The organism is Berryella intestinalis, from assembly GCF_000814825.1.
GTDB lineage: Bacteria > Actinomycetota > Coriobacteriia > Coriobacteriales > Eggerthellaceae > Berryella > Berryella intestinalis.
Map to the genome: position 1 here is coordinate 1270673 of NZ_CP009302.1, position 20079 is coordinate 1290751.

The 20079-nt window shown below is 65.8% G+C and carries 11 protein-coding genes; 1 reads left to right on the forward strand and 10 read right to left on the reverse strand.

Going from position 1 to position 20079, the window contains the following annotated elements; translation table 11 throughout:
- Positions 1-46: 46 nt before the first annotated feature.
- The 7 genes from purM to rpoB form a co-directional block, all read right to left on the reverse strand.
- Positions 47-1135, reverse strand: coding sequence for a phosphoribosylformylglycinamidine cyclo-ligase (gene purM / locus JI75_RS05635; RefSeq protein ID WP_039689430.1), 1089 nt, complete (start codon positions 1133-1135; stop codon positions 47-49).
- A gap of 91 nt (positions 1136-1226) precedes the next feature.
- Positions 1227-2723: an amidophosphoribosyltransferase gene (gene purF, locus JI75_RS05640; RefSeq protein WP_052241636.1), complete on the reverse strand. Its 1497-nt coding sequence runs from the start codon at positions 2721-2723 to the stop codon at positions 1227-1229.
- 37 nt (positions 2724-2760) lie between these two features.
- Complete coding sequence (gene srtB / locus JI75_RS05645) at positions 2761-3744, reverse strand: class B sortase (RefSeq protein ID WP_082019775.1); 984 nt, start codon at positions 3742-3744, stop codon at positions 2761-2763.
- Positions 3745-4079: 335 nt separating this feature from the next.
- The gene (gene glmM / locus JI75_RS05650; RefSeq protein ID WP_039689432.1) at positions 4080-5432 is read right to left on the reverse strand and encodes a phosphoglucosamine mutase; all 1353 of its coding nucleotides are present in this window, start codon (positions 5430-5432) and stop codon (positions 4080-4082) included.
- Positions 5432-5914: a phosphoribosyl-ATP diphosphatase gene (gene hisE / locus JI75_RS05655; RefSeq protein WP_039689434.1), complete on the reverse strand. Its 483-nt coding sequence runs from the start codon at positions 5912-5914 to the stop codon at positions 5432-5434. The genes glmM and hisE overlap by 1 nt, the downstream gene beginning before the upstream one ends.
- A 90-nt stretch (positions 5915-6004) precedes the next feature.
- Positions 6005-10426, reverse strand: coding sequence for a DNA-directed RNA polymerase subunit beta' (locus JI75_RS05660; RefSeq protein ID WP_039689436.1), 4422 nt, complete (start codon positions 10424-10426; stop codon positions 6005-6007).
- Positions 10427-13948 (reverse strand): DNA-directed RNA polymerase subunit beta, encoded by a 3522-nt coding sequence (gene rpoB / locus JI75_RS05665; protein WP_039689438.1) that lies wholly within the window; start codon positions 13946-13948, stop codon positions 10427-10429.
- A 484-nt stretch (positions 13949-14432) separates the two neighbouring features.
- Here rpoB and JI75_RS05670 point away from each other — a divergent pair, with 484 nt between their 5' ends.
- A complete protein-coding gene (locus JI75_RS05670) occupies positions 14433-15362 on the forward strand; it encodes a helix-turn-helix transcriptional regulator (protein WP_039689440.1) in 930 nt (309 codons plus the stop codon).
- A gap of 85 nt (positions 15363-15447) precedes the next feature.
- On the opposite strand, the gene JI75_RS05675 is transcribed toward JI75_RS05670, so the two are convergent.
- The 3 genes from JI75_RS05675 to JI75_RS05685 all read right to left on the reverse strand — a co-directional run bounded on the left by JI75_RS05675 (position 15448) and on the right by JI75_RS05685 (position 19674).
- Positions 15448-15984 carry an NYN domain-containing protein gene (locus JI75_RS05675; RefSeq protein ID WP_039689442.1) on the reverse strand — a complete coding sequence of 179 codons (537 nt, stop codon included), beginning with the start codon at positions 15982-15984 and terminating at the stop codon, positions 15448-15450.
- A 72-nt stretch (positions 15985-16056) separates the two neighbouring features.
- Positions 16057-16842 carry a 23S rRNA (guanosine(2251)-2'-O)-methyltransferase RlmB gene (rlmB, locus tag JI75_RS05680; protein WP_039689444.1) on the reverse strand — a complete coding sequence of 262 codons (786 nt, stop codon included), beginning with the start codon at positions 16840-16842 and terminating at the stop codon, positions 16057-16059.
- A 150-nt stretch (positions 16843-16992) separates the two neighbouring features.
- A complete protein-coding gene (locus JI75_RS05685; protein WP_039689446.1) occupies positions 16993-19674 on the reverse strand; it encodes a cell wall-binding repeat-containing protein in 2682 nt (893 codons plus the stop codon).
- Positions 19675-20079 lie beyond the last annotated feature (405 nt).

The window sequence follows — 20079 nt, forward strand, 5'->3', positions numbered from 1 at the left end:
CGTTTTCCATTGCACATGGCAGGCTCGCGCGTTCGCGGGCGCGCCTCTACGGGAGCAGCGCGCCGCGGTTCTCGTAGCGAACCACGCCGGCGCCCTCGACGACCGATCCGACCTCGAAGCCCTCTTCCCCGGCCCGCTTCAGCGCGGCCTTCACGTCGGCCACGCGCTCCGGATCGACGATGAGGATCATCCCCAGGCCCATGTTGAAGGTCTTGAGCGCCTCGTCCTCGCCGAGGCCGGCCCGTTTGCAGACGTAGCGCACGATAGGCGGAACCTCCCAGGAACCCAGGGCGACCGACGCATCGGTGCGCCCGTTCAGCGCGCGGTTCAGGTTCTCGGTGATGCCGCCGCCGGTGATGTGGGCGAGCGCGCGGACCGCGCCCGGGCACGCCTCCAGGACGGACCTCACGGCCTTCACGTACATGCGCGTGGGAACGAGGAGCGCCTCGAGCAGGCTCATGCCGCCCAGCTCGTCGAGCGGCGCGCGCAGCTCCTCGTCGCTTGCGCCCTCGATGCACACCTTGCGCGCGAGCGAGTAGCCGTTGGAGTGGATCCCCGTCGAGGGGATGCCCACCAAAGCGTCGCCCGGCGCAACCGATTCGGGATCGAGCATCGAGGGTCGGTCGACGATGCCCACGCAGAATCCCGACAGGTCGTAGTCGTCCGGGTCCATCACGCCGGGATGCTCGGCCATCTCGCCGCCGACAAGCGCGCAGCCCGCCTGCTTGCATCCTTCGGCGATACCGGAAACGATCTGCGCCATCGCAGCCGAATCGAGCTTCCCGACCGCGACGTAGTCCAAGAAGAACAGCGGCTCGGCGCCGGTGGCGAGGATGTCGTTGGCGCACATGGCCACCAGGTCGATGCCCACCGTGTCGTGCCTTCCCAGGCGTTGGGCGACCTTCAGCTTGGTTCCTACGCCGTCGGTGCCCGAGACCAGCACCGGATCGGCCATGCTCTTGGCGGCGGCTATGGAAAACAGCCCGCCGAATCCGCCGATGTCGCCGATGACCTCAGGGCGGTAGGTTTCGTGCACGTATCCTTTGATGGCGTCGACCGCGCGGGCGCCCTCTTCGATGTCGACGCCGGCATCGGCGTACGTGGTCGAAGTCGCTGCGGGATTCGTTTCGGTCATCTGTTCTCCTCGTCGACGAAAATGGACTCTTATGCGATCGGATCTCGTGGGCGCTGCGAGCGGGGCCGAGAAGCGCGCCTCCTTCCCCGCGCTAGCCCAGCGCAAGCGGGCGGGCGGCATCCTCCCTCTCGAAATCCCGGGCGAAATCGGCTTTGGTCTTGAACGAGTCGCGCGCGGTCGAGGCGGGTATCTCGACGGGGTAGTCCCCCGTGAAGCACGCCTCGCAGAAGCCCGGCGTCCTGACGTCGGGAATGGAGGCGCGCAGGCCCTCGACGGATATGAACGCCAGAGAATCGCACCCGATGAACGAGCGCATCTCCTCGTGCGACATGTTCGCCGCGATGAGCTGCTCGCGCGTATCGGTGTCGATGCCGTAGAAGCAGGGCCACAGGACCTCGGGGGAGACGATGCGCAGGTGCACCTCGGCCGCGCCCGCGTCGCGCAGCATCGCCACCAGCTTCTTCGACGTGTTCCCCCTCACGATGCTGTCGTCGATCACCACCAGGCGCTTGCCGGCTATCACCGAGGGCAGCGGGTTGAGTTTCAGCCGGATGCCCAGCTGGCGAAGCTCTTGGGTGGGGGCGATGAAGGTGCGGCCCACGTAGCGGTTCTTGATGATGCCGTCGGCGTACTCGATGCCGCTTTCGGCCGCGTACCCCATGGCCGAGGGGATGCCCGAGTCGGGCACGCCCAGCACGAGGTCGGCCTCGACGGGGGCCTCGCGGGCCAGAACGCGGCCCATGTTGCGGCGCGCCTGGTAGACGCTCTGTCCGTCGAGGACCGAGTCGGGACGGGCGAAGTACACGTACTCGAAGATGCAGGCCGCATACGCGCGCGGCTCGACGCCGCGCTCGCTGAAGACGCCCTCGTCGTTGATGCGGATGATCTCGCCGGGCTCCACGTCGCGCACGTAGCGGGCCCCCACGATGTCCAAACCGCAGGTTTCGCTCGCGACCACCCAGCCGCGCCCGTCGGGAAGCTCGCCCAGGCACAGAGGGCGGATGCCGCTGGGATCGCGCCAGGCGTAGAGGGTGTCAGGGCTCGCGAGCACCATGGCGTAGGCGCCCTCGATCATCTCCATCGTCTTGCGGATGCCTTCGCGCAGATGATGGGTTTCCTGGGTGAACTTGCCGATGAGCTTGGCGGCGGCCTCGCTGTCGGTGCCCGCCCTCAGCTGGATGCCCGCGTCCACGATCTGGGCGCGCAGGCGCTTCGTGTTCACCAGCGTGCCATTGTGCGCCATCGCGATGAGCACATCGTCGATGGCGGAGATATGGGGCTGGGCGGCCTCCCAGTTCGTTCCGCCGCTGGTGGAGTAGCGGACGTGCCCGACTGCGACCTTCCCCTGGAGGGCCGCGAGGCTCGACTCGCTGAATACCTGGGTCACCAGGCCGAGGTCCTTCTCGACCGTGATGGTCTCGCCGTCTCCCACCGCGATGCCGGCGCTCTCCTGCCCGCGATGCTGCAGGGCCTGGAGGCCGAAGCACGTCATGCGCGCCACGTCGTCGCAGGGAGCGTACACGCCGAAGACGGCGCACTCCTCCTCGAGACGATCGGGGCGCTCCCCGGGAAACACCGCTGTGCTCATGCTGCCGTTCCTCTCCCCTCGATCCGGAAACGCCGCCTTACGCGGCCTCGGCCCTTTGACCGGCCGCCGCCGAAGCCGCCGCGGAGGCCTCGTCGAACGCCGCCGCGTCCCCATCGCCGCTTCCGGCACTCGCGCCGGCCACCGTCGACTCCTCAACATAGGCGTACAGGACGTAGCGCCCGTTTTGGGGAAGGTTGTCGCACGTGGAGAACGCGAACACCTTGCGCATCTCGCTGGGAGCCGCGACGTCGCGCGGCGAGAACAGCGAGCGGTTCATCTTGTCCTGGATGTAATCGGCGAAAAGCTGCGGCGACTCGAACGTCGGCTGCACCAGCAGGTCGTCGGCATCCACATGCAGGAGCGCGAACGTGCGCAGCCGGTAGTTGCCCTGCGGGGTGAGGATGTAGACGGTGCGCGAGGACTCGAACTTCTCCCTGTCCTTCATCGCGTCGATCGCCGAGAACATCGAGCCGTCGTTGAGATGGTGCCCGAACATGAAGTTGGCCTCGTCAGCGAAGTTCTTCGAGTTGCGGTACTCCTGGAAGATGGTGCCGAACTGGGCCAGCCAGCCGTTTTTGCCCTCGAAGTCGTGGTTCAGCCAGAAATCGTTGTCCTTGCCCTGGACCACCGGGTAGTTCACGTTGGTTCCGGGGATGTAGATCCAGGCGACGGTGTCGGGATTGATGGCCAGCAGCCGATCCCAGTCCACTTCGATCCGCTCGATCTCGGTCTGCTCGGTGATGTCGCTCGCCTCGAGCCCCGACGCCTCGGCCACGCCGCGGTAGACCTGCTGGCCCTGCCAATAGCTGAACACCAGCGCGCCCAGCGCGACGGCGGAGATAACGAACACCACCAAGGCGATGTAGAACACGTAGTTCCACGCGTTGCGCTTCTTGCGAACCTCGATCGCGGCATGGGAGGGCGCATCGAAGGGCGCACGGGCCGCCGCGCGCGAACGGTTTGCGCGCGAGGCCGGGGCGCGGCGGAACCGGTCTTCGGAATTCGGACCATCGAAGGGCATGCTACCTCGCTCAATATCGTTCAGCGGAAACGCGCGTCCGCTGCGAAACACTACCTGGATTTTACCTGCCGCATGGGCTCTGAACGGGGTGAAACGCCTTCTCCATCAGAAGCGAACGCCCTCAGGACCGAGGGCGTTCGACGACATGCAACAGCCAAGGGGCCCGCTTCCTAGCGCCTCATCTCCTCGATGAACCCCTTGATGATGAAAAGGACGATCAGCAGCACGACCGCGAACGAGATCACCCAGAGCACCGTCATCGGAACCTCGAACCAAAAGATCGTGACCACTTCTCCCCCTTCCCGTTTGAAACGCCTTGTCCCAGATTACCGCGTCTACAGCTCGCGTTCAACCACCGCGGCGATGCGGTTGGCCGCATCGTCGGCGGCCCCGGCGTCGGCGGCCTCGACCATCACGCGCACCAGCGGCTCGGTGCCGCTCGTGCGCACCAGCACCCGGCCGGTATCTCCCAGCTCGGACTCGACCGCCTCGATCTCGCGGCGCACCGCTTCGTTGCCCGCGAGCGCATGCTTGTCGCGCACGCGCACGTTCACCAGCGCCTGGGGATAGCGCTCCATGACCTTGACCGCCTCGGAAACCGGCTTGCCCGACCTGATCACCGCCGCGATGAACTGGCAGGCCGTCATGAGGCCGTCGCCGGTGGTGTTGTGGTCGAGCAGGATCATATGGCCCGACTGCTCGCCGCCGATGCTGTAGCCCTGCGCGCGCATCTCCTCGAGCACGTACCGGTCGCCCACCGCGGTCTGGACCACCTCGATGCCGTTTGCCTCCATGGCCCGGACGAACCCGAGGTTGCACATCACGGTGGAAACCACGGTGTTGCGCGCCAGGATCCCGCGTTCGCGCATGTCGAGCGCGCACACCGCCTCGACGAAATCGCCGTCGATCTCGAAACCGTCGGGAGCCATGAGCATCACGCGGTCGGCGTCCCCGTCGTGGGCGACCCCGATGTCGGCGCCCGACTCCGCCAGAAGTGCGCGGAGGGGTTCGAGGTGCGTCGACCCGCATCCCACGTTGATGTCGACGCCGTTGAAGTCGTCGTTGATCACCGTCACGCGCGCACCCAGGCGCTCGAAGGCCAGCGCGCTCGTCAGCGCAGACGCGCCGTGGCCCGCATCGAGCGCGATGTGCATCCCGGAAAAGTCGATCCCCTGGCTGCGCACGCTGTCGACCGCATGGTTCACGTAGATCTCGAGGGCCTCGTCGACGCGGACCGCGACCCCCACGCGGTCCCCCGCGGGAAGCGGCAGGTCGTCTGATGCGGTCTCGGGCGAGATCCCGCCGGCGGCGATGAAGGCCTCGATGCGGTCCTCCACCTCGTCGGGAAGCTTGTAGCCCTGAGCATCGAACAGCTTGATGCCGTTGTACTCGGGCGGGTTGTGGGAAGCCGAGATCACGATACCGCCGTCGGCCCTCAGCTCGCGCACGAGCAGCGCGACGCCCGGCGTGGGGATGACTCCCGCCAGAAGCGCCGTACCCCCCCCGCTCATGATGCCGGCCGCCGCCGCGGCCTCGAGCATATCGCCCGACAGGCGGGTATCCTTGCCGATCACGATGCTGCCGCCCAGAAACACCGCGGCCGCCTGACCCAGCTTGAACGCCAGATCGCAGGTGAGCTCGGTGTTCGCGACACCTCGCACGCCGTCGGTTCCAAACAAACGCGCCATTACTTCCCCCTTTTGACATGGTCGGGCATGATCAGGGCGCCGCCGCGCGGACGCTCCGATTCGGTCATGCGGCTGTTCAGCTCGGCTGCGAACTCGTCCAGGCCGATGCCGAAGCGCTCGAGCACGACCAAAAGATGATACACGACGTCGGCGGCCTCGTAGCGCAGATGATCGCATGCGGCGTCCGCCGAGTCGGCCAGAGCGCCCTTCATCCGATCGGGAACCGACGCCGCGCCCTCGTGCGCGCGCACCGCCGATGCGGCCGCCTGGGCGTCTTTGGCCGCAAGCGCGACCTCCCCCGCCTCCTCCATAACCTTCTTCAGCACCTCGTCGACCCCGCCCGACAGCAGCCGGTAGGTGTAGCTGCCCGCATCGGCGGCGCGATGGCGCTCGGCTATGGAGGACGCGAGCGCTTCGAGTGTCGCGCCTATCTGCGACGGAGCCGATTGCTCTCCTTGGGGAATGTAGGTTTTCGCAGACATCGTCGCTCCTCGCTTTCCTCGGTGCCCGCATCCCGTAAAACAGCGGGGGCGCCCTTGCGGACACCCCCGTATGCTATGCCGTCAAGCGCCTTATTCCTCTTCGGAGCCGGCGGCCTGGGACTGTTCGGCGTTAGACGCCTCTTCGTCCTCGCGGCTGGTGATTCCGAACCCGTAGGAATCCATCGACCCCAGAAGCGCGTCGAGCTCTTCGAGGTTGCGCGTGTACGAGCGCGGCGGCAGGGCCTCGCCCAGCATGTCCTCCCCTTCGGTGGAGAACGTCGCGGGCGAATCGCCGCCGATGAGGATGTTGTCGTCGGGCGAGAACACCATGTCGAGCAGCTGGCTCATGTCGTCGCTCGTAGCGGCCAGCTCCTCCTCGATCACGCTGGAAAGGTCGTGCTGGGCAAGGCCTTCCTTCAGCTCCTCGATCGCCTTGGCGCCGATGCCCTCGATGCGCAGCAGGTCGTCTTCGGTGCGGCCCACCAGATCGGCCACGGTCTCGATGCCCGCCTCGGAGAACTTGTTTGCCCAACGCTGGGACACGCCCAGATCGTCGTAGATGTACAGGCGGGCCTCCTCGTCGGTGAGCTGAACGCCGCGATGGCCGCCCAAACCGCCGTAGTAGCCGCCGTAACCGCCGCCCATGAGGTAGCCCTCGCTGTCAAGCGACCAGTCCTGAGGCTGGGGAAGCATCTCCTCGATGTCGCGCAAGGCGTCGGGAGCGTACTCGGGCAGGGCGTCGCCCGAAGGCGCGCCGACGGGACGGCCCTTGTAGGTGAGCGCGGAGTTGCGGTAGCGCTTCAGGCCGGTGCCCGCGGGGATGGGCTTGCCGATGATGACGTTTTCCTTCAGGCCGCGCAGGTTGTCCACCTTACCCTCGATGGCGGCGTCGGTGAGCACCTTGGTGGTCTCCTGGAACGATGCGGCCGACATCCACGAGTCGGTGGCCAGCGACGCCTTGGTGATGCCCAGCAGCAGAGGCTGGCCCACCGGGGGCTCTTTCCCCTCGGCGATGAGCTGGTTGGCCTCGTCCTGGAACTCGTAGCGGTTGACCTGGCGACCGGGCAGGTAGTTGGAATCGCCCGAATCGAGCACCGTGAGCTTGCGCAGCATCTGACGCGCGATGACCTCGATGTGCTTGTCGTTGATGTCGACGCCCTGGGACACGTAGACGCCCTGGACCTGGCTGACGATGTAGCGCAGCGTGGTGTTCGGGTCGGTGAGGCGCAGAAGGTCGTGCGGGTTCACCGAACCGCGCGTGAGCTGCTGGCCCACCTTGACCTCGCACCCATCGACCACGCCGGGCTGCATCTGGGCGCGCGCGGAAACCTCGTACTCGCGGAAATTGCCCTCCTGGTCGTGGATGGTGAGGATCTTCTGGTTCTTGTCACCCGAGATCTGCAGCGTGCCGGCGATCTCGGCGAGAACCGCGAGGCCCTTGGGCTTGCGCGCCTCGAACAGCTCCTGGACGCGGGGCAGACCGTGGGTGATGTCGTCGCCCGCGACGCCGCCGGTGTGGAACGTACGCATGGTGAGCTGCGTGCCGGGCTCGCCGATGGACTGGGCGGCGATGATGCCGACCGCCGTGCCGATGTTGACCGGGCGCGCCGTGGCCAAATCCCAGCCGTAGCACTTCTGGCAGACGCCGTCATGCGCGTGGCAGGTCATGACCGTGCGGATGATGACCTCGTCGAGGCCCGCGTCGGCCAGGCGCTTGAGCTCCTTCATGGACGAGATGTAGGAACCCGCCTCGAGGAGCACCTCGCCTTCGGGAGACACGGCGGCCTCGAGCAGGCAGCGGCCGATGAGGTTCTCGTCGAGCGCTCCCTTGTCGGTGGCGATCTTGTAGGGCACGCCGTCGACGGTACCGCAGTCGATCTCGCGGATGATGACGTCTTGCGCGACGTCGACCAGACGGCGGGTCAGGTAACCCGAGTCGGCCGTGCGCAGCGCGGTGTCGGCCAGGCCCTTGCGGGCGCCGTGGGTGGAGATGAAGTACTCGAGAACCGTCAGGCCTTCGCGGAAGTTCGCCTTGATGGGGCGGTCGATGATCTCGCCCTTCGGGTCGGACATAAGGCCGCGCATACCGGCCAGCTGGCGGATCTGCTTGATGTTTCCTCGAGCGCCGGAGAACGCCATCATGTAGATGGGGTTGAACTTGTCGAAGTTCTCGGCCATCGCATCGCCGACCTCTTCGTTGGCCTCGTTCCAGATGTCGACGATCTGGCGGTGGCGCTCGTCATAGGACATGAGTCCCATCTCGTACTCTTCGTCGATGACGGCGACCTTCTCGTCGGCGGCGGCCAGGATGTCGGCCTTCGACGGCGGGATGGTGGCGTCGTACACCGACACGGTGACGCCCGCGCGGGTCGCGTAGTGGAAGCCGGCGCTCTTCAGGCCGTCGAGGATCGGCGGGACCTGCGAGTCGGGATAGGTGTTGCACACGTCCTCGACCAGGCGGCTGATCTCGCCCTTGTTCATCTCGTAGTTGAGGAACGGGTAGTCGGCGGGAAGCACGTCGTTGAACGTCACGCGGCCGATGGTGGTCTCGATGCGCTCGCCGGCGCGGCACAGCTTCACGTCGTTGAACGAGCTGGCCACACGGGTGTCCTCGGCCAGGCGGATGAACACCTTGGCCTGCAGGTCGACATCGGCGCGGGCGTCGTAGGCGGCGCGGGCGTCGGCGAAGTCGATGAAGGCGCGGCCCTCTCCCGGGAACCCGTCGCGGGCGGCCGTGAGGTAGTACAGGCCGATGATCATGTCCTGCGTGGGGACGGTGAGCGGGCGGCCGTGGGCGGGCGACTTGATGTTGTTGGTGGACAGCATGAGGATGCGGGCCTCGGCCTGGGCGGCAGCGGACAGCGGCACGTGAACGGCCATCTGGTCGCCGTCGAAGTCGGCGTTGAAGGCGGTGCAGACCAGCGGATGCAGCTTGATGGCCTTGCCCTCGACCAGGATGGGCTCGAAGGCCTGGATGCCGAGGCGGTGCAGGGTGGGTGCGCGGTTGAGCAGCACGGGGTGCTCGCGGATGACCTCTTCGAGGACGTCCCACACGTAGCTGGCGCCGCGGTCGACCGCGCGCTTGGCTGCCTTGATGTTGTTGGAGTACTCGAGCTCGACCAGGCGCTTCATAACGAAGGGCTTGAACAGCTCGAGCGCCATCTTGGAGGGAAGGCCGCACTGGTGCATCTGCAGCTCGGGGCCGACGACGATGACCGAACGGCCGGAGTAGTCGACGCGCTTGCCCAGGAGGTTCTGGCGGAAACGGCCCTGCTTGCCCTTGAGCATGTCGGACAGCGACTTCAGGGGGCGGTTACCCGGCCCGGTGACGGGGCGTCCGCGGCGGCCGTTGTCGAACAGCGAGTCGACGGCCTCTTGCAGCATGCGCTTCTCGTTGTTGATGATGATCTCGGGAGCGCCCAGGTCGAGCAGGCGCTTCAGGCGGTTGTTGCGGTTGATGACGCGACGGTACAGGTCGTTCAGGTCAGACGTCGCGAAGCGGCCGCCGTCGAGCTGCACCATGGGGCGCAGGTCGGGCGGGATGACCGGGATCACGTCGAGGATCATGTCGGAGGGCTTGTTGGCCGACTTCATGAAGGCGTCGACGACCTTGAGGCGCTTGATGGCCTTGGCGCGCTTCTGGCCCTTGCCGTTGGCGATGGTGTCGGCCAGCTCGACCGAGGTCTCGTCGAGGTCGATGGCGTCCAGCAGGTCGCGCACGGCCTCGGCGCCCATGCCGCCGTTGAAGTAGTCGCGGTAGTTGGCGCGCATCTCGCGGTAGAGCGCCTCGTCGGAGAGCAGCTGCTTGGGCTCGATCTTCTGGAAGACCTCGAAGGCCTCCTGGCGCAGCGCCTTGCGGTCGTTGAACTCCTCGTAGATGTCGGCGATCTCTTCCTCGACCTCTTCGGGGGTCATGCGCTCGTCATCGTCGATGTCGTCGACGAACTCGTCTTCCTCGGGCACGTAGGCCGTGGACAGACGACGGGTCGACGCGATCAGGCGATCGCGCTCGGCGTCGAGTTCCTCGAGGTCGGCGGCCAGCTCGTCGCGCAGCTCGTCGAGGTCTTCCTCGCGGGCCTCCTTATCGACCGACGTGATGATGGAGCTCGCGAAGTACAGCACCTTCTCGAGGTCCTTGGGAGAGATGTCCAGCAGGTAGCCCAAGCGGCTGGGAGAGCCCTTGAAGTACCAGATGTGGCTCACGGGAGCCGCGAGCTCGATGTGGCCCATGCGCTCGCGGCGAACCTTCGAGCGCGTGACCTCGACGCCGCAGCGCTCGCAGACGATGCCCTTGAAGCGCACGCGCTTGTACTTGCCGCAGGCGCACTCCCAGTCCTTGGTGGGACCGAAGATCTTCTCGCAGTACAGGCCGTCTTTCTCGGGCTTGAGGGTACGGTAGTTGATGGTCTCGGGCTTCTTCACTTCGCCGCGCGACCACGCACGGATATCCTCGGCGCTGGCGAGCGAAATGCGGATTGCGTCGAAATTGGTGACGTCGAATTCGGTGGCCATTTATCGCTCCTCCCCTTCACCGAGAAGTTCGTTGGTTTCAGTGGAACCAAGGTCGTTCATCAAATCATCCATTCCTGCGGCGATGCTGTCGAGCGCGCTGGCCTCGTCCGCCTCGGTTTGGGCGGCTGCGCTGGTCAGCTCGTCGAACATCGCCTGGTCTTCGTCTTCTTGCGCAGACTCGGCCGCGACCTCGCTGCCCTCCAGCTCGACGTTGAGGCACAAAGAGCGCATCTCTTTGACCAGAACCTTGAAGGACTCGGGAACCTCGGCCGCCGGGATGTTCTCGCCCTTGACGATGGCCTCGTAGGACTGAACGCGTCCCGCCGTGTCGTCGGACTTGACGGTGAGGATCTCCTGAAGCACGTTCGAGGCGCCGTAGGCGTAGAGCGCCCACACTTCCATCTCGCCGAAGCGCTGGCCGCCGAACTGGGCCTTGCCGCCCAGGGGCTGCTGCGTGATCAGGCTGTAGGGGCCGGTCGAGCGGGCGTGGATCTTGTCGTCGACCATGTGGCCCAGCTTGAGGATATAGGTCTGGCCGCAGGTGATGGGCTCGCGGAACTTCTCGCCCGTGCGCCCGTCGTAGAGCCAGGTCTTGCCCGTGCGGGACAGCTGGGGCACGAACTCGTCGCGCGCCAGGTCGCCGTAGAGGGCGTGGTTGCGGTTGATGAGGTTGCGGTTGGCATGCTCGATGGCGTCGGAGATCTCGTCTTCGTGGGCGCCGTCGAACACCGGGGTGGAGACGAACATGGGGCCCTCGACGACCTCGTCGGTCTGCGCGGCGTCGGACCAGCCCCACTTCGCCGCCCAGCCGAGGTGGTTCTCGAGCAGCTGGCCGACGTTCATACGGGAGGGAACGCCCAGCGGGTTGAGGATGACGTCGATCGGGGTGCCGTCGGTCATGTAGGGCATGTCCTCGACCGGCAGCACGCGGGAGATGACGCCCTTGTTGCCGTGGCGGCCGGAGAGCTTGTCGCCCTGCTGGACCTTGCGCTTCTGCGCGATGTAGATGCGCACCAGCTCGTTAACGCCCGGAGCGAGCTCGTCGCCGTTGTCGCGGGTGAAGCGGCTGACGCCGATCACGCGGCCGCCGGAGCCGTGGGGCACCTTGAGCGACGTGTCGCGCACCTCGCGGGCCTTCTCGCCGAAGATGGCGCGCAGCAGGCGCTCCTCGGCCGTGAGCTCGGTCTCGCCCTTGGGCGTGACCTTGCCGACCAGGACGTCTCCCGGAGTGACCTCGGCGCCGATGCGGATGATGCCGTCGGCATCGAGGTCGGCGGTCAGGTCGTCGGAGATGTTGGGGATCTCGCGGGTGATCTCCTCGGGGCCCAGCTTGGTGTCGCGGGCGTCCACCTCGTACTCGGAGATGTGGATGGAGGTGAGGAGATCTTCGGACACGACGCGCTCGGACACGATGATGGTGGCGTCCTCGTAGTTGTAGCCTTCCCAGGGCATGTAGGCGACCATGAGGTTCTGGCCCAGCGCCAGCTCGCCGCAGTCGCACGAAGGGCCGTCGGCCAGGACGTCGCCCGCATGCACCTCGTCGCCCTTGCGGACGAGGGGGCGGTGGTTGATGCAGCCGCTCTGGTTGGAGCGCTGGAACTTGGGAACGAGGTACTCGTCGTACTCGCCGTCGTTGTTCAGGATGATGATGGTCTGGCCGTCAACGTAATCGACCACGCCGGAGTTCTGCGCGACGAGGATCTCGCCGGAGTCGACCGCGATGCGGTGCTCGATGCCGGTTCCGACCAAGGGCGCGGTGGGGCGCAGCAGGGGCACGGCCTGGCGCTGCATGTTCGATCCCATGAGCGCGCGGTTCGCGTCGTCGTGCTCGAGGAACGGGATGAGCGAGGTCGCGACCGAGGTCATCTGACGGGGAGAGACGTCCATGTAGTTCACGTTCTCGGGGATGACCTCGCCCGGCTCGCCGAAGGTGCCGGCGGCGTCCTTCATGCGGCAGAGCACGCGCTTGGCCGCGACGAAGTTGCCCTGGGCGTCGGTGTGCCCGAACACGCGGGTCTCGGCGTTGAACGACTCGTTGGCCTGGGCGATGACGTAGTTCTCCTCCTCGTCGGCCGTGAGGTAGTCGATCTCATCGGTGACCTTGCCGTCCACCACGCGGCGGTACGGGGTCTCGATGAAGCCGTAGGGGTTGACGCGGGCATAGGTGGCCAGCGAGCCGATGAGGCCGATGTTGGGGCCTTCGGGCGTCTCGATGGGGCACATGCGCCCGTAGTGGGAGTTGTGGACGTCGCGCACCTCGAAGCCCGCGCGCTCGCGCGACAGGCCCCCGGGGCCCAGGGCCGACAGGCGGCGCTTGTGCGTGATGCCGGCGGCGGGGTTGGTCTGGTCCATGAACTGGGACAGCTGCGAGGAGCCGAAGAACTCCTTGATGGAGGCGACGATGGGGCGGATGTTCACCAGCGACTGCGGCGTGATGTCGTCGGGCTCCTGCATGCCCATGCGCTCGCGCACGACGCGCTCCATGCGCGACAGGCCGATGCGGAACTGGTTCTGGATGAGCTCGCCCACCGTGCGGATGCGACGGTTGCCGAAGTGGTCGATGTCGTCGACGCCGAAGCCCTCCTGCTCGTTGTGGAGCGCGAGGATGTAGCGCATCGTGCGCGTGATGTCCTCGTCGGTGAGCGTGGAGGAGTCTTCGGAGGCGTCGATGCCGAGCTTCTTGTTGATCTTGTAGCGGCCCACGGCTGCCAGGTCGTAGCGCTGCGGGTTGAAGAACAGGCCGTCGAGCAGCGTGCGGGCGGAATCGAGCGTGGGCGGCTCGCCGGGACGGAAGCGCTTGTACAGCTCGATGAGCGATTCCTCGCGGGTGGTGGCGGGGTCGCGGTCGAGGGTGCGCAGGACCATCTCGGAGGAACCGAGCAGCTCGATGATCTCCTCGCGGGTCTCGGCCAGGCCGAGGGCGCGCACGAGCAGCGTGGCGGGCTGCTTGCGCTTGCGGTCGATGCGGACGTGCAGAACGTCGCGCTTGTCGGTTTCGAACTCGAGCCAGGCGCCGCGGCTGGGGATGACCTTCGCGTTGTAGATAGTGCGCGCGGAGGTCTTGTCGGCCTCGGCGGAGAAGTACACGCCGGGGGAACGCACGAGCTGGGAAACGACCACGCGCTCGGTGCCGTTGATGATGAAGGTGCCGCGCGGCGTCATGAGCGGGAAATCGCCCATGAACACTTCCTGCTCTTTGATCTCGCCCGTCTCCTTGTTGATGAAGCGGATGTTGACGAAGAGCGGTGCCTGGTACGAGACGTCCTTCTCCTTGCACTCGTCGACCGAGTACTTCGGATCTCCGAAGCTGTGCCCGCCGAACTCCACGCACATATCCTTAGTGGAGTTCTCGATGGGGCTGATGCTCGCGAACGCCTTGTCGAGACCTTCAGTCATGAACCAGTCGAAACTGTCGGTCTGGATGGCGATAAGATTGGGGACGTCCATGACGCCCGGAATCTTAGCGAAGCTTCGGCGGTCCCTGTAACGGCTGGTGGAAGTAGGATTTTGTCCTTGAGCCACGAGGTTGTTCCTCCTTAGGTCACACCTGTAAAACTGCAAAAAAGTACAGTTTTACAGAATATTCTGTACCTATAGGAAGGTCAAGGATTATTTTTAGCAACTATGTAAGTTTGCTGTGTTTTTATGCCATTTATCAGGCTTTTTGATGAATAAAAACCGCCTCTCCCCAACTTTTCCCAACCGCCGAGAGATGCGAGCGGTCCGAAAACGGGTCGGATCGGCGAAACCCGTCCGCCCCGCCGGGCGGGGCGCGGAAAACGAGCGATCGGTCGATCGGGGCGCGCGGCGGCGGGCGCGGGTTCCCCTCGGCGGGGGCGAACCGGCGAGCAAGCGCCCCCGCACAGGCGCTTCACCTGGGCCTGCAACCGCCGGTTGCGCCCGATCGGCCGGTTTTGCCGCGTCTGGTTGGTGGCTTCGGCACCGGTGCAACCGCATACTCGCCCTGTCCGCATACGCTACAATGCCCATCATGAAAGGCGAACTCATGAAATTCAGAGACAATCTGCTCCACCTCCGCCAGCAGCGCAACATGACCCAAGAGCAGCTGGCCATGCTGCTCGGCGTCTCGCGCCAATCGGTGGCGAAATGGGAGGCGGGTCAGTCCACCCCCGAAGTCGACAAGCTCATGCGCATGGCCGATCTGTTCGAATGCTCGCTCGACGAGCTGGTGAACGGGGATCTCTCGGGGCGCGCCGTCCGGGCCGCCGAGATCCTGCCGTCTGATGCGAAACCCCAGGACACATGCGGATACGACCGGCACTTCCGCTCGTTTTCCCTCTCGGTCGCAACCGGGACCGCGATCATCATCGCCTCTGCGGCTTTGGCCGTCCTGTGCGAGGCCCTTCTCCCCTGGAACCACAACCTGCCCGGCGTCGTCGTTCTCATGTGCGTCGCCGTCGGCATCGTCGTGATCGTCCCCGCCGGCATCGAGCACGGGGCCTTCAACCGCAACCATCCCTTCGTCGAGGACTTCTACACCGAAGGGGAAAAGGACGCCGTGCGCCGCTCCTTCACGCGCGGGCTCGCGGGCGGAATCGGGCTCATCCTGCTGGGCTGCGCGTTCGCGGGCGCGTTCGACGGCACGCCGCTGGAAAACATCGCGGGTTCCGGCCTGCTGCTCGCCATCGCTGCGGGGGTGTGGCTCATCGTGCGCTTCGGGATCCTGTACTGGGCCTCGAGGGTGGACAATTACAACAAGGAGCGCTCCGACGAGATCGAAGAGCAGTCAGACCCCCTTCTGGGGCCGGTCTGCGGGATCATCATGCTTGCGGCCACCATCGTCGGCCTGACCATGCTGTGGGTCGGCGGCTATCCCGACTCGGACAACATCTTCTGGATGGCCTGGCCCATCGGGGGGATCCTCTGCGCCATCGCCGCCCTCGTGCTGAAAATCAGGAGGAACGTGCGGCGCTAAGCGGGCCGGGGACCGGCCGCTTCGACGCGCGAGAGCCGGGAGGCAAACTGCTAGGCGCGCCCGACGTCCGAGCCGGAGCGCACCCTTAACGTCCGTCGCGCAGAGCCTTCAGCTTGGCTAGCGTCGCAGCGTCGATACGCCCGGCCACCGTGTTCTTCTTCGCGACGCGGGGAGCTTCGTCCAGGCGCGCTTCCTCGAAGTAGCGTCCCACGTCGCGACAGAACCCCTCGGCGCTCATCCGGTCGACGCCCAAGCCGAACACCGTGTCTTGGATGGTGGCGTCGCTTGTGACCACCATCACCTCGAACCCGTTCTCGCGCCCCTCGCGGGCGATCTTCTCGATGATCCGGTCGGCCGAGCTCCCCGCGGGAGAGAACACCACGCGCACGCCGCCTACGAAATCGGGGTTCCCCTTCGAGAAGCGGTTTCCCCCGCCGTCGAACACGACGGTCGCGCGCCACTCGCGCCCCGCGAAGTGAACCACGTCGTTGATCAGGGTCTCGCGCGCTCGGTTGAAGGCGTCGTCGGTGTAGTCGGGGTCGGGCACGAGTCGGTAGCGGCTGCCCGAGCGCAGCACGTTGTACCCGTCCACCACGAGGATGCGCTTACGATCGCGCGGCATGGGCCGAACCCCCTTCTCCGATAATGGGAGACACGGCGCACGCAGCCGAGAGAGAGCCGTGCATGGGAAAACCTACTTCCCGGCGTCGCCTGCGGAAAGCTCCCGGCCAAGGGGGCGGTTCTGACGCAGCCACTCGTACATGAAGGCGGTCGAGGCCTGGGCGACGTTGAGCGAGGACACCTTGCCCATCATGGGGAGCTTTCCCAGAAGGTCGCACTTCTCGAGCACGAGGCGCGACACGCCGTCGGCCTCGTTTCCCATGACGAGGCCTATCTTGCCCTTCAGGTTCACATCCCAAACCTGATCGCGCGCGTGCTCGCTGGCCGCGGCGATCCAGAAGCCGTTCTCCTGAAGGCGCTTGATGGCCTGGACGATGTTCGAGGTCTGCGCGATGCCCAGGTGAGCCACCGCCCCCGCCGAGCTCTTGTAGGTCGAGGCGTCGACATGGGCGCTGCGCTTGTTGGGGATGATGATCCCGACGGCGCCCACGCTCTCGGCGCTGCGGATGACGGCGCCGAGGTTGCCGGCGTCGGTGATGTGGTCGAGCAGCACGATGAGCGCGCGGCCCCCGTGCTCGGCCGCATACGTCTCGGCCGCGTCGATGAGGTCGCCCACGCCCAGGTATTCGAACCGGCGCGCCTCGGCGATGACGCCCTGGTGGCTGCCGCGCACCGAGATCTCGTCGAGCTTGGACTGGGGAACCATCTTCACGTTCACCTCGCGCCGACGGGCCTTGCGCAGGATATCTTCGATCAGAGGGTCGCGCTTCGCGTTGTCTGCCATGAAGATGCGGCGCAGGGGCACGTCGGTGCGCAGCGCCTCGATGATCGGACGTTTTCCCTCGATATAGTCGGCCATAAGGTGCGGTGCCTTTCGTTCGTTCGGGCGCCTGCAAGGCGCACTGCCTATCCGGGCAAGTCTAGCACGACGGCTCCCGTCGCGCGTTCGCGGGAGCCCATCAGCGCGAGATGCGCATCCCCCCGAAAAGCCGCGTCGGCGATGCGGGCGCTAAGCCGTGGCCGACACGAGGTCTTCCATCGCCCGCGGCGTCATGGCGGCCTCTCCCCCGAACACGTATCCGAAATCGATGTCGGCCGCATGGCGAGCCACGAACGCATCGATGCAGCGCGCATCGTAGGCCCAACCGTCCCGCTCTGTAGCGACGAGGATGAGCGGGGCGCGGCGAAGTCCCAACAGAGGGCCGGCCGAAAGCGCATCGTGCCATCCCTGGGCCACCGCAGCCCCCATGCCGTTGGCGCCCATGCCGCACTCGACAACCGCCCATTCGGCGATCCGCAAAGACGTCTCGACCGCGACCTCGCCGGCTATCCTGCGCACGGACCCCACGCCGCATTCGGCCAAGACCCGCTCGACCGAGGGGCCCACCGCCGCCGTACCGCCCATGATGAACGCCCTATCCGGCTTCGCCTGCGCGATGAACTCGATTATCTCGGCCCGCAGGTCGAGCCCGCCGTTGCGGTTGGCAAGCAGAATGGGCGTCTTGGTCGCGCTGGCCACCGGTGATGACGCCAAAGCGTCGTAAAACGACCCGCCCGTTGCGATGATCAGGTCCTTCGACCACGAACCCGACGACACGACCCGTTTAGCCGATTCGAGCGACGTCATGGCGGCGTCTTCTCCCGCCACGCGCTCGACCGAGGCGCCCAGGCGCGCCACTGCCCGCTCGACCGCCGGGTGAATAGCCGCCTCCCCTCCCATGATCAGCACCTTGGAGGGCTTGAGGCGCGAAAGCGACGCGCGCGCGGCGTCGGAGAGCCCGTCGTGGGACGTGGTCACGATGGGAGCCCGGTACGCACCCGCCAGCGCCGCCGCCGACAGCGCATCGTAGAAGCCGTCGTTCGAACTGAGCAGCACCACATCGGAGGTCTGCCAACCCTCGGATACCACCAGGTAGTTCGTCTCCAGCGCATCGATCCCGCCCAGACGCACCCATGTGCGCGGTTCGATGGAGAAGCGCTGGCCATCAGCGCTCGTCAGATCAGACGCCCCGGCTCCCGAAGGGCTCCACGCATCGCACGTCACCGAACCGTCGTCCTGCACGGTAAGAAACAGGCTTGTCTTCTTGTTGGAAATCGAGCCGTCGTCGTACAGGAACCACTGCGCGCTCCCGTCAGCGACGGAATCGGCGGGGCAAAGCGCCACGCCCCCCTTCGACTGGGGAGACGGCGCGTACACGTCCATTCCCTGTCGATTGCGAATGCGATACGACCCATCAGAGCAGTCGATAAGGGAAAACGTATCGAACGAAGAATCTTCGAGGCGCGCTCCCTTCGAGGATACAGAGAGGATCGCCCGCCCGTTTTTCAAGCTTACCAGGGACTTCGGAGCCGAAGCCGCACGAAGCGAGCACCACTTGGACATGAAGCGTGCACGAGCGGAGACCCAGGACGCAAGCGACGCGACCGCGGCATCGAATTCGTCGCGCCGGGCACCGCCCGCCCTGCGCCACGGCTCCGACCATATGCGCGCATCCTTCAGCGCATCGGCCCGCACCCGCATCGCTTCGTCGGTAATGAAGCCGTTCGCTCGGGAAAGGACGGGCGCGAGAACGTCGTGGTACGTCGTGCACAGCAGCTCCCAGAACTGCGGGATATCGCACAATCGCGCGAAAAGCCGGCAGATCACGACGTCTCTCTCGCCAGGAGCCTCATCGTAGACGAGTTCGCGCTGGTTGGTGCGCGCCCACGAGCGGAACGGAGACGTCGTTTCGGAACCCGACGCCACGATGCCTGCGCCGTTGCCGAACGCCAGATCGAGATCCCATACGCAGGCGGCGTGCAGCCGATCGTTTTCTCCGTCCTGGTAAAGGTACACGTTCGACACGCATGCATCGACGTCGGCCGCGAACTCGCGCACCAGCCAGTACCGGGCGATGGAGTCGACGTCGGCAAGGCTGCAAACGCCCTCCCAGTCGCCACGACCGCAGGCATCGAGCAGCTGATCGTATGCATCGACGAGGCGGCGGCGCGCCGACTGCGTCCGGACGGGGTCATCGTCGCTGGGAGCGTCCTTCACCAGGAAGCGGCAGCCGTCGCTTGCCACCAGCACGTCGTCTTGCTCCGAATGGATATTGGAGATCTCGCACATGATGCCGTCTTCGCTCCTCAGAGCGAGGGAGCCCTTGGAGTTCTCCACTTTGTGGGCGATGAGGTACAGTCCCAGATCGCTTCCGTTGCCGACCAGCCACGCGAACGCGGTATCGCACTGGTTTCCCGGCACTCCCATCTCGCGGGCGATCCACAAACCCAAGCGATTGCGAAGGTGCGACGGATCGAATAGGTTCGCCAGCGCCACCCACTTCTTGGTGGGCGATCCGATGCCGAGGAGGTCCGTCTTCTTGGAAAAGCCGATCTGGTAGGGCTTTTTCAAGGAAGCGTCGACGTTCCAGGTCGAATTGCCCCTGCCCTTGATGGAGGCGCCCTCGAACGTTTCCCCGTCGACCGTCACCTCCGCCGCGAATTTCACGTCTTTGGGCCCGCTTACCAGATCGAACCAGGACCGCTGATCGCCCAGCCGAACGTCGATGAGGTGCCCCGCCTCGTCGGCCCAAGCGGGGAGAGGGGCCTGCGTTCCGACCGAAAGCAGCGCAAGCGCCGAGGCGGCCAGGGCACCGCGGCGGGAAAGCGAGAGATCAAGACCGAGTTTTCCCCTATAGCCACCGTACCCCACCTGTATCTTCCACCCCTCTCGTTGCGCCGCACGAAAAGCGACGGCCCGCACGTCATCCCCCTACGGATGCATAAGGATTCTACCATCTATCCCGAATCCCGCCGATTTCTCCCTTGCGCGAGGCGCCCGGGAGGTTTATGATCCCCAACCATAACCTGTGACGTGGAAGTAACGTCGAAGATCGGGCGTACAGAGATTCCGGGATGCTGAGAACCGGATCGCAGCGGATCGGCAAATGGGCCACTGAGGGCGCAGTCAAATGCTGCGACGCGAGAACGGCGTGACGGTTCTGGAGCGTGTTGGCGCTCCGAAAAGAGCACGGGTCGAACCGTGAATCAAGGTGGCACCGCGGGTATATCACTCGTCCTTGACGTATCCATCGTTAGGGGCGTTTTTTTATGCCCC

What these genes read in the sequence shown, in the direction of transcription:
- purM (WP_039689430.1), bottom strand. Translation starts at nt 1,135, where the DNA reads ATGACCGAAACGAATCCCGCAGCGACTTCGACCACGTACGCCGATGCC.
- purF (WP_052241636.1), bottom strand. Translation starts at nt 2,723, where the DNA reads ATGAGCACAGCGGTGTTTCCCGGGGAGCGCCCCGATCGTCTCGAGGAG.
- srtB (WP_082019775.1), bottom strand. Translation starts at nt 3,744, where the DNA reads ATGCCCTTCGATGGTCCGAATTCCGAAGACCGGTTCCGCCGCGCCCCG.
- glmM (WP_039689432.1), bottom strand. Translation starts at nt 5,432, where the DNA reads ATGGCGCGTTTGTTTGGAACCGACGGCGTGCGAGGTGTCGCGAACACC.
- hisE (WP_039689434.1), bottom strand. Translation starts at nt 5,914, where the DNA reads ATGTCTGCGAAAACCTACATTCCCCAAGGAGAGCAATCGGCTCCGTCG.
- JI75_RS05660 (WP_039689436.1), bottom strand. Translation starts at nt 10,426, where the DNA reads ATGGCCACCGAATTCGACGTCACCAATTTCGACGCAATCCGCATTTCG.
- JI75_RS05670 (WP_039689440.1), top strand. Translation starts at nt 14,433, where the DNA reads ATGAAATTCAGAGACAATCTGCTCCACCTCCGCCAGCAGCGCAACATG.
- JI75_RS05675 (WP_039689442.1), bottom strand. Translation starts at nt 15,984, where the DNA reads ATGCCGCGCGATCGTAAGCGCATCCTCGTGGTGGACGGGTACAACGTG.
- rlmB (WP_039689444.1), bottom strand. Translation starts at nt 16,842, where the DNA reads ATGGCCGACTATATCGAGGGAAAACGTCCGATCATCGAGGCGCTGCGC.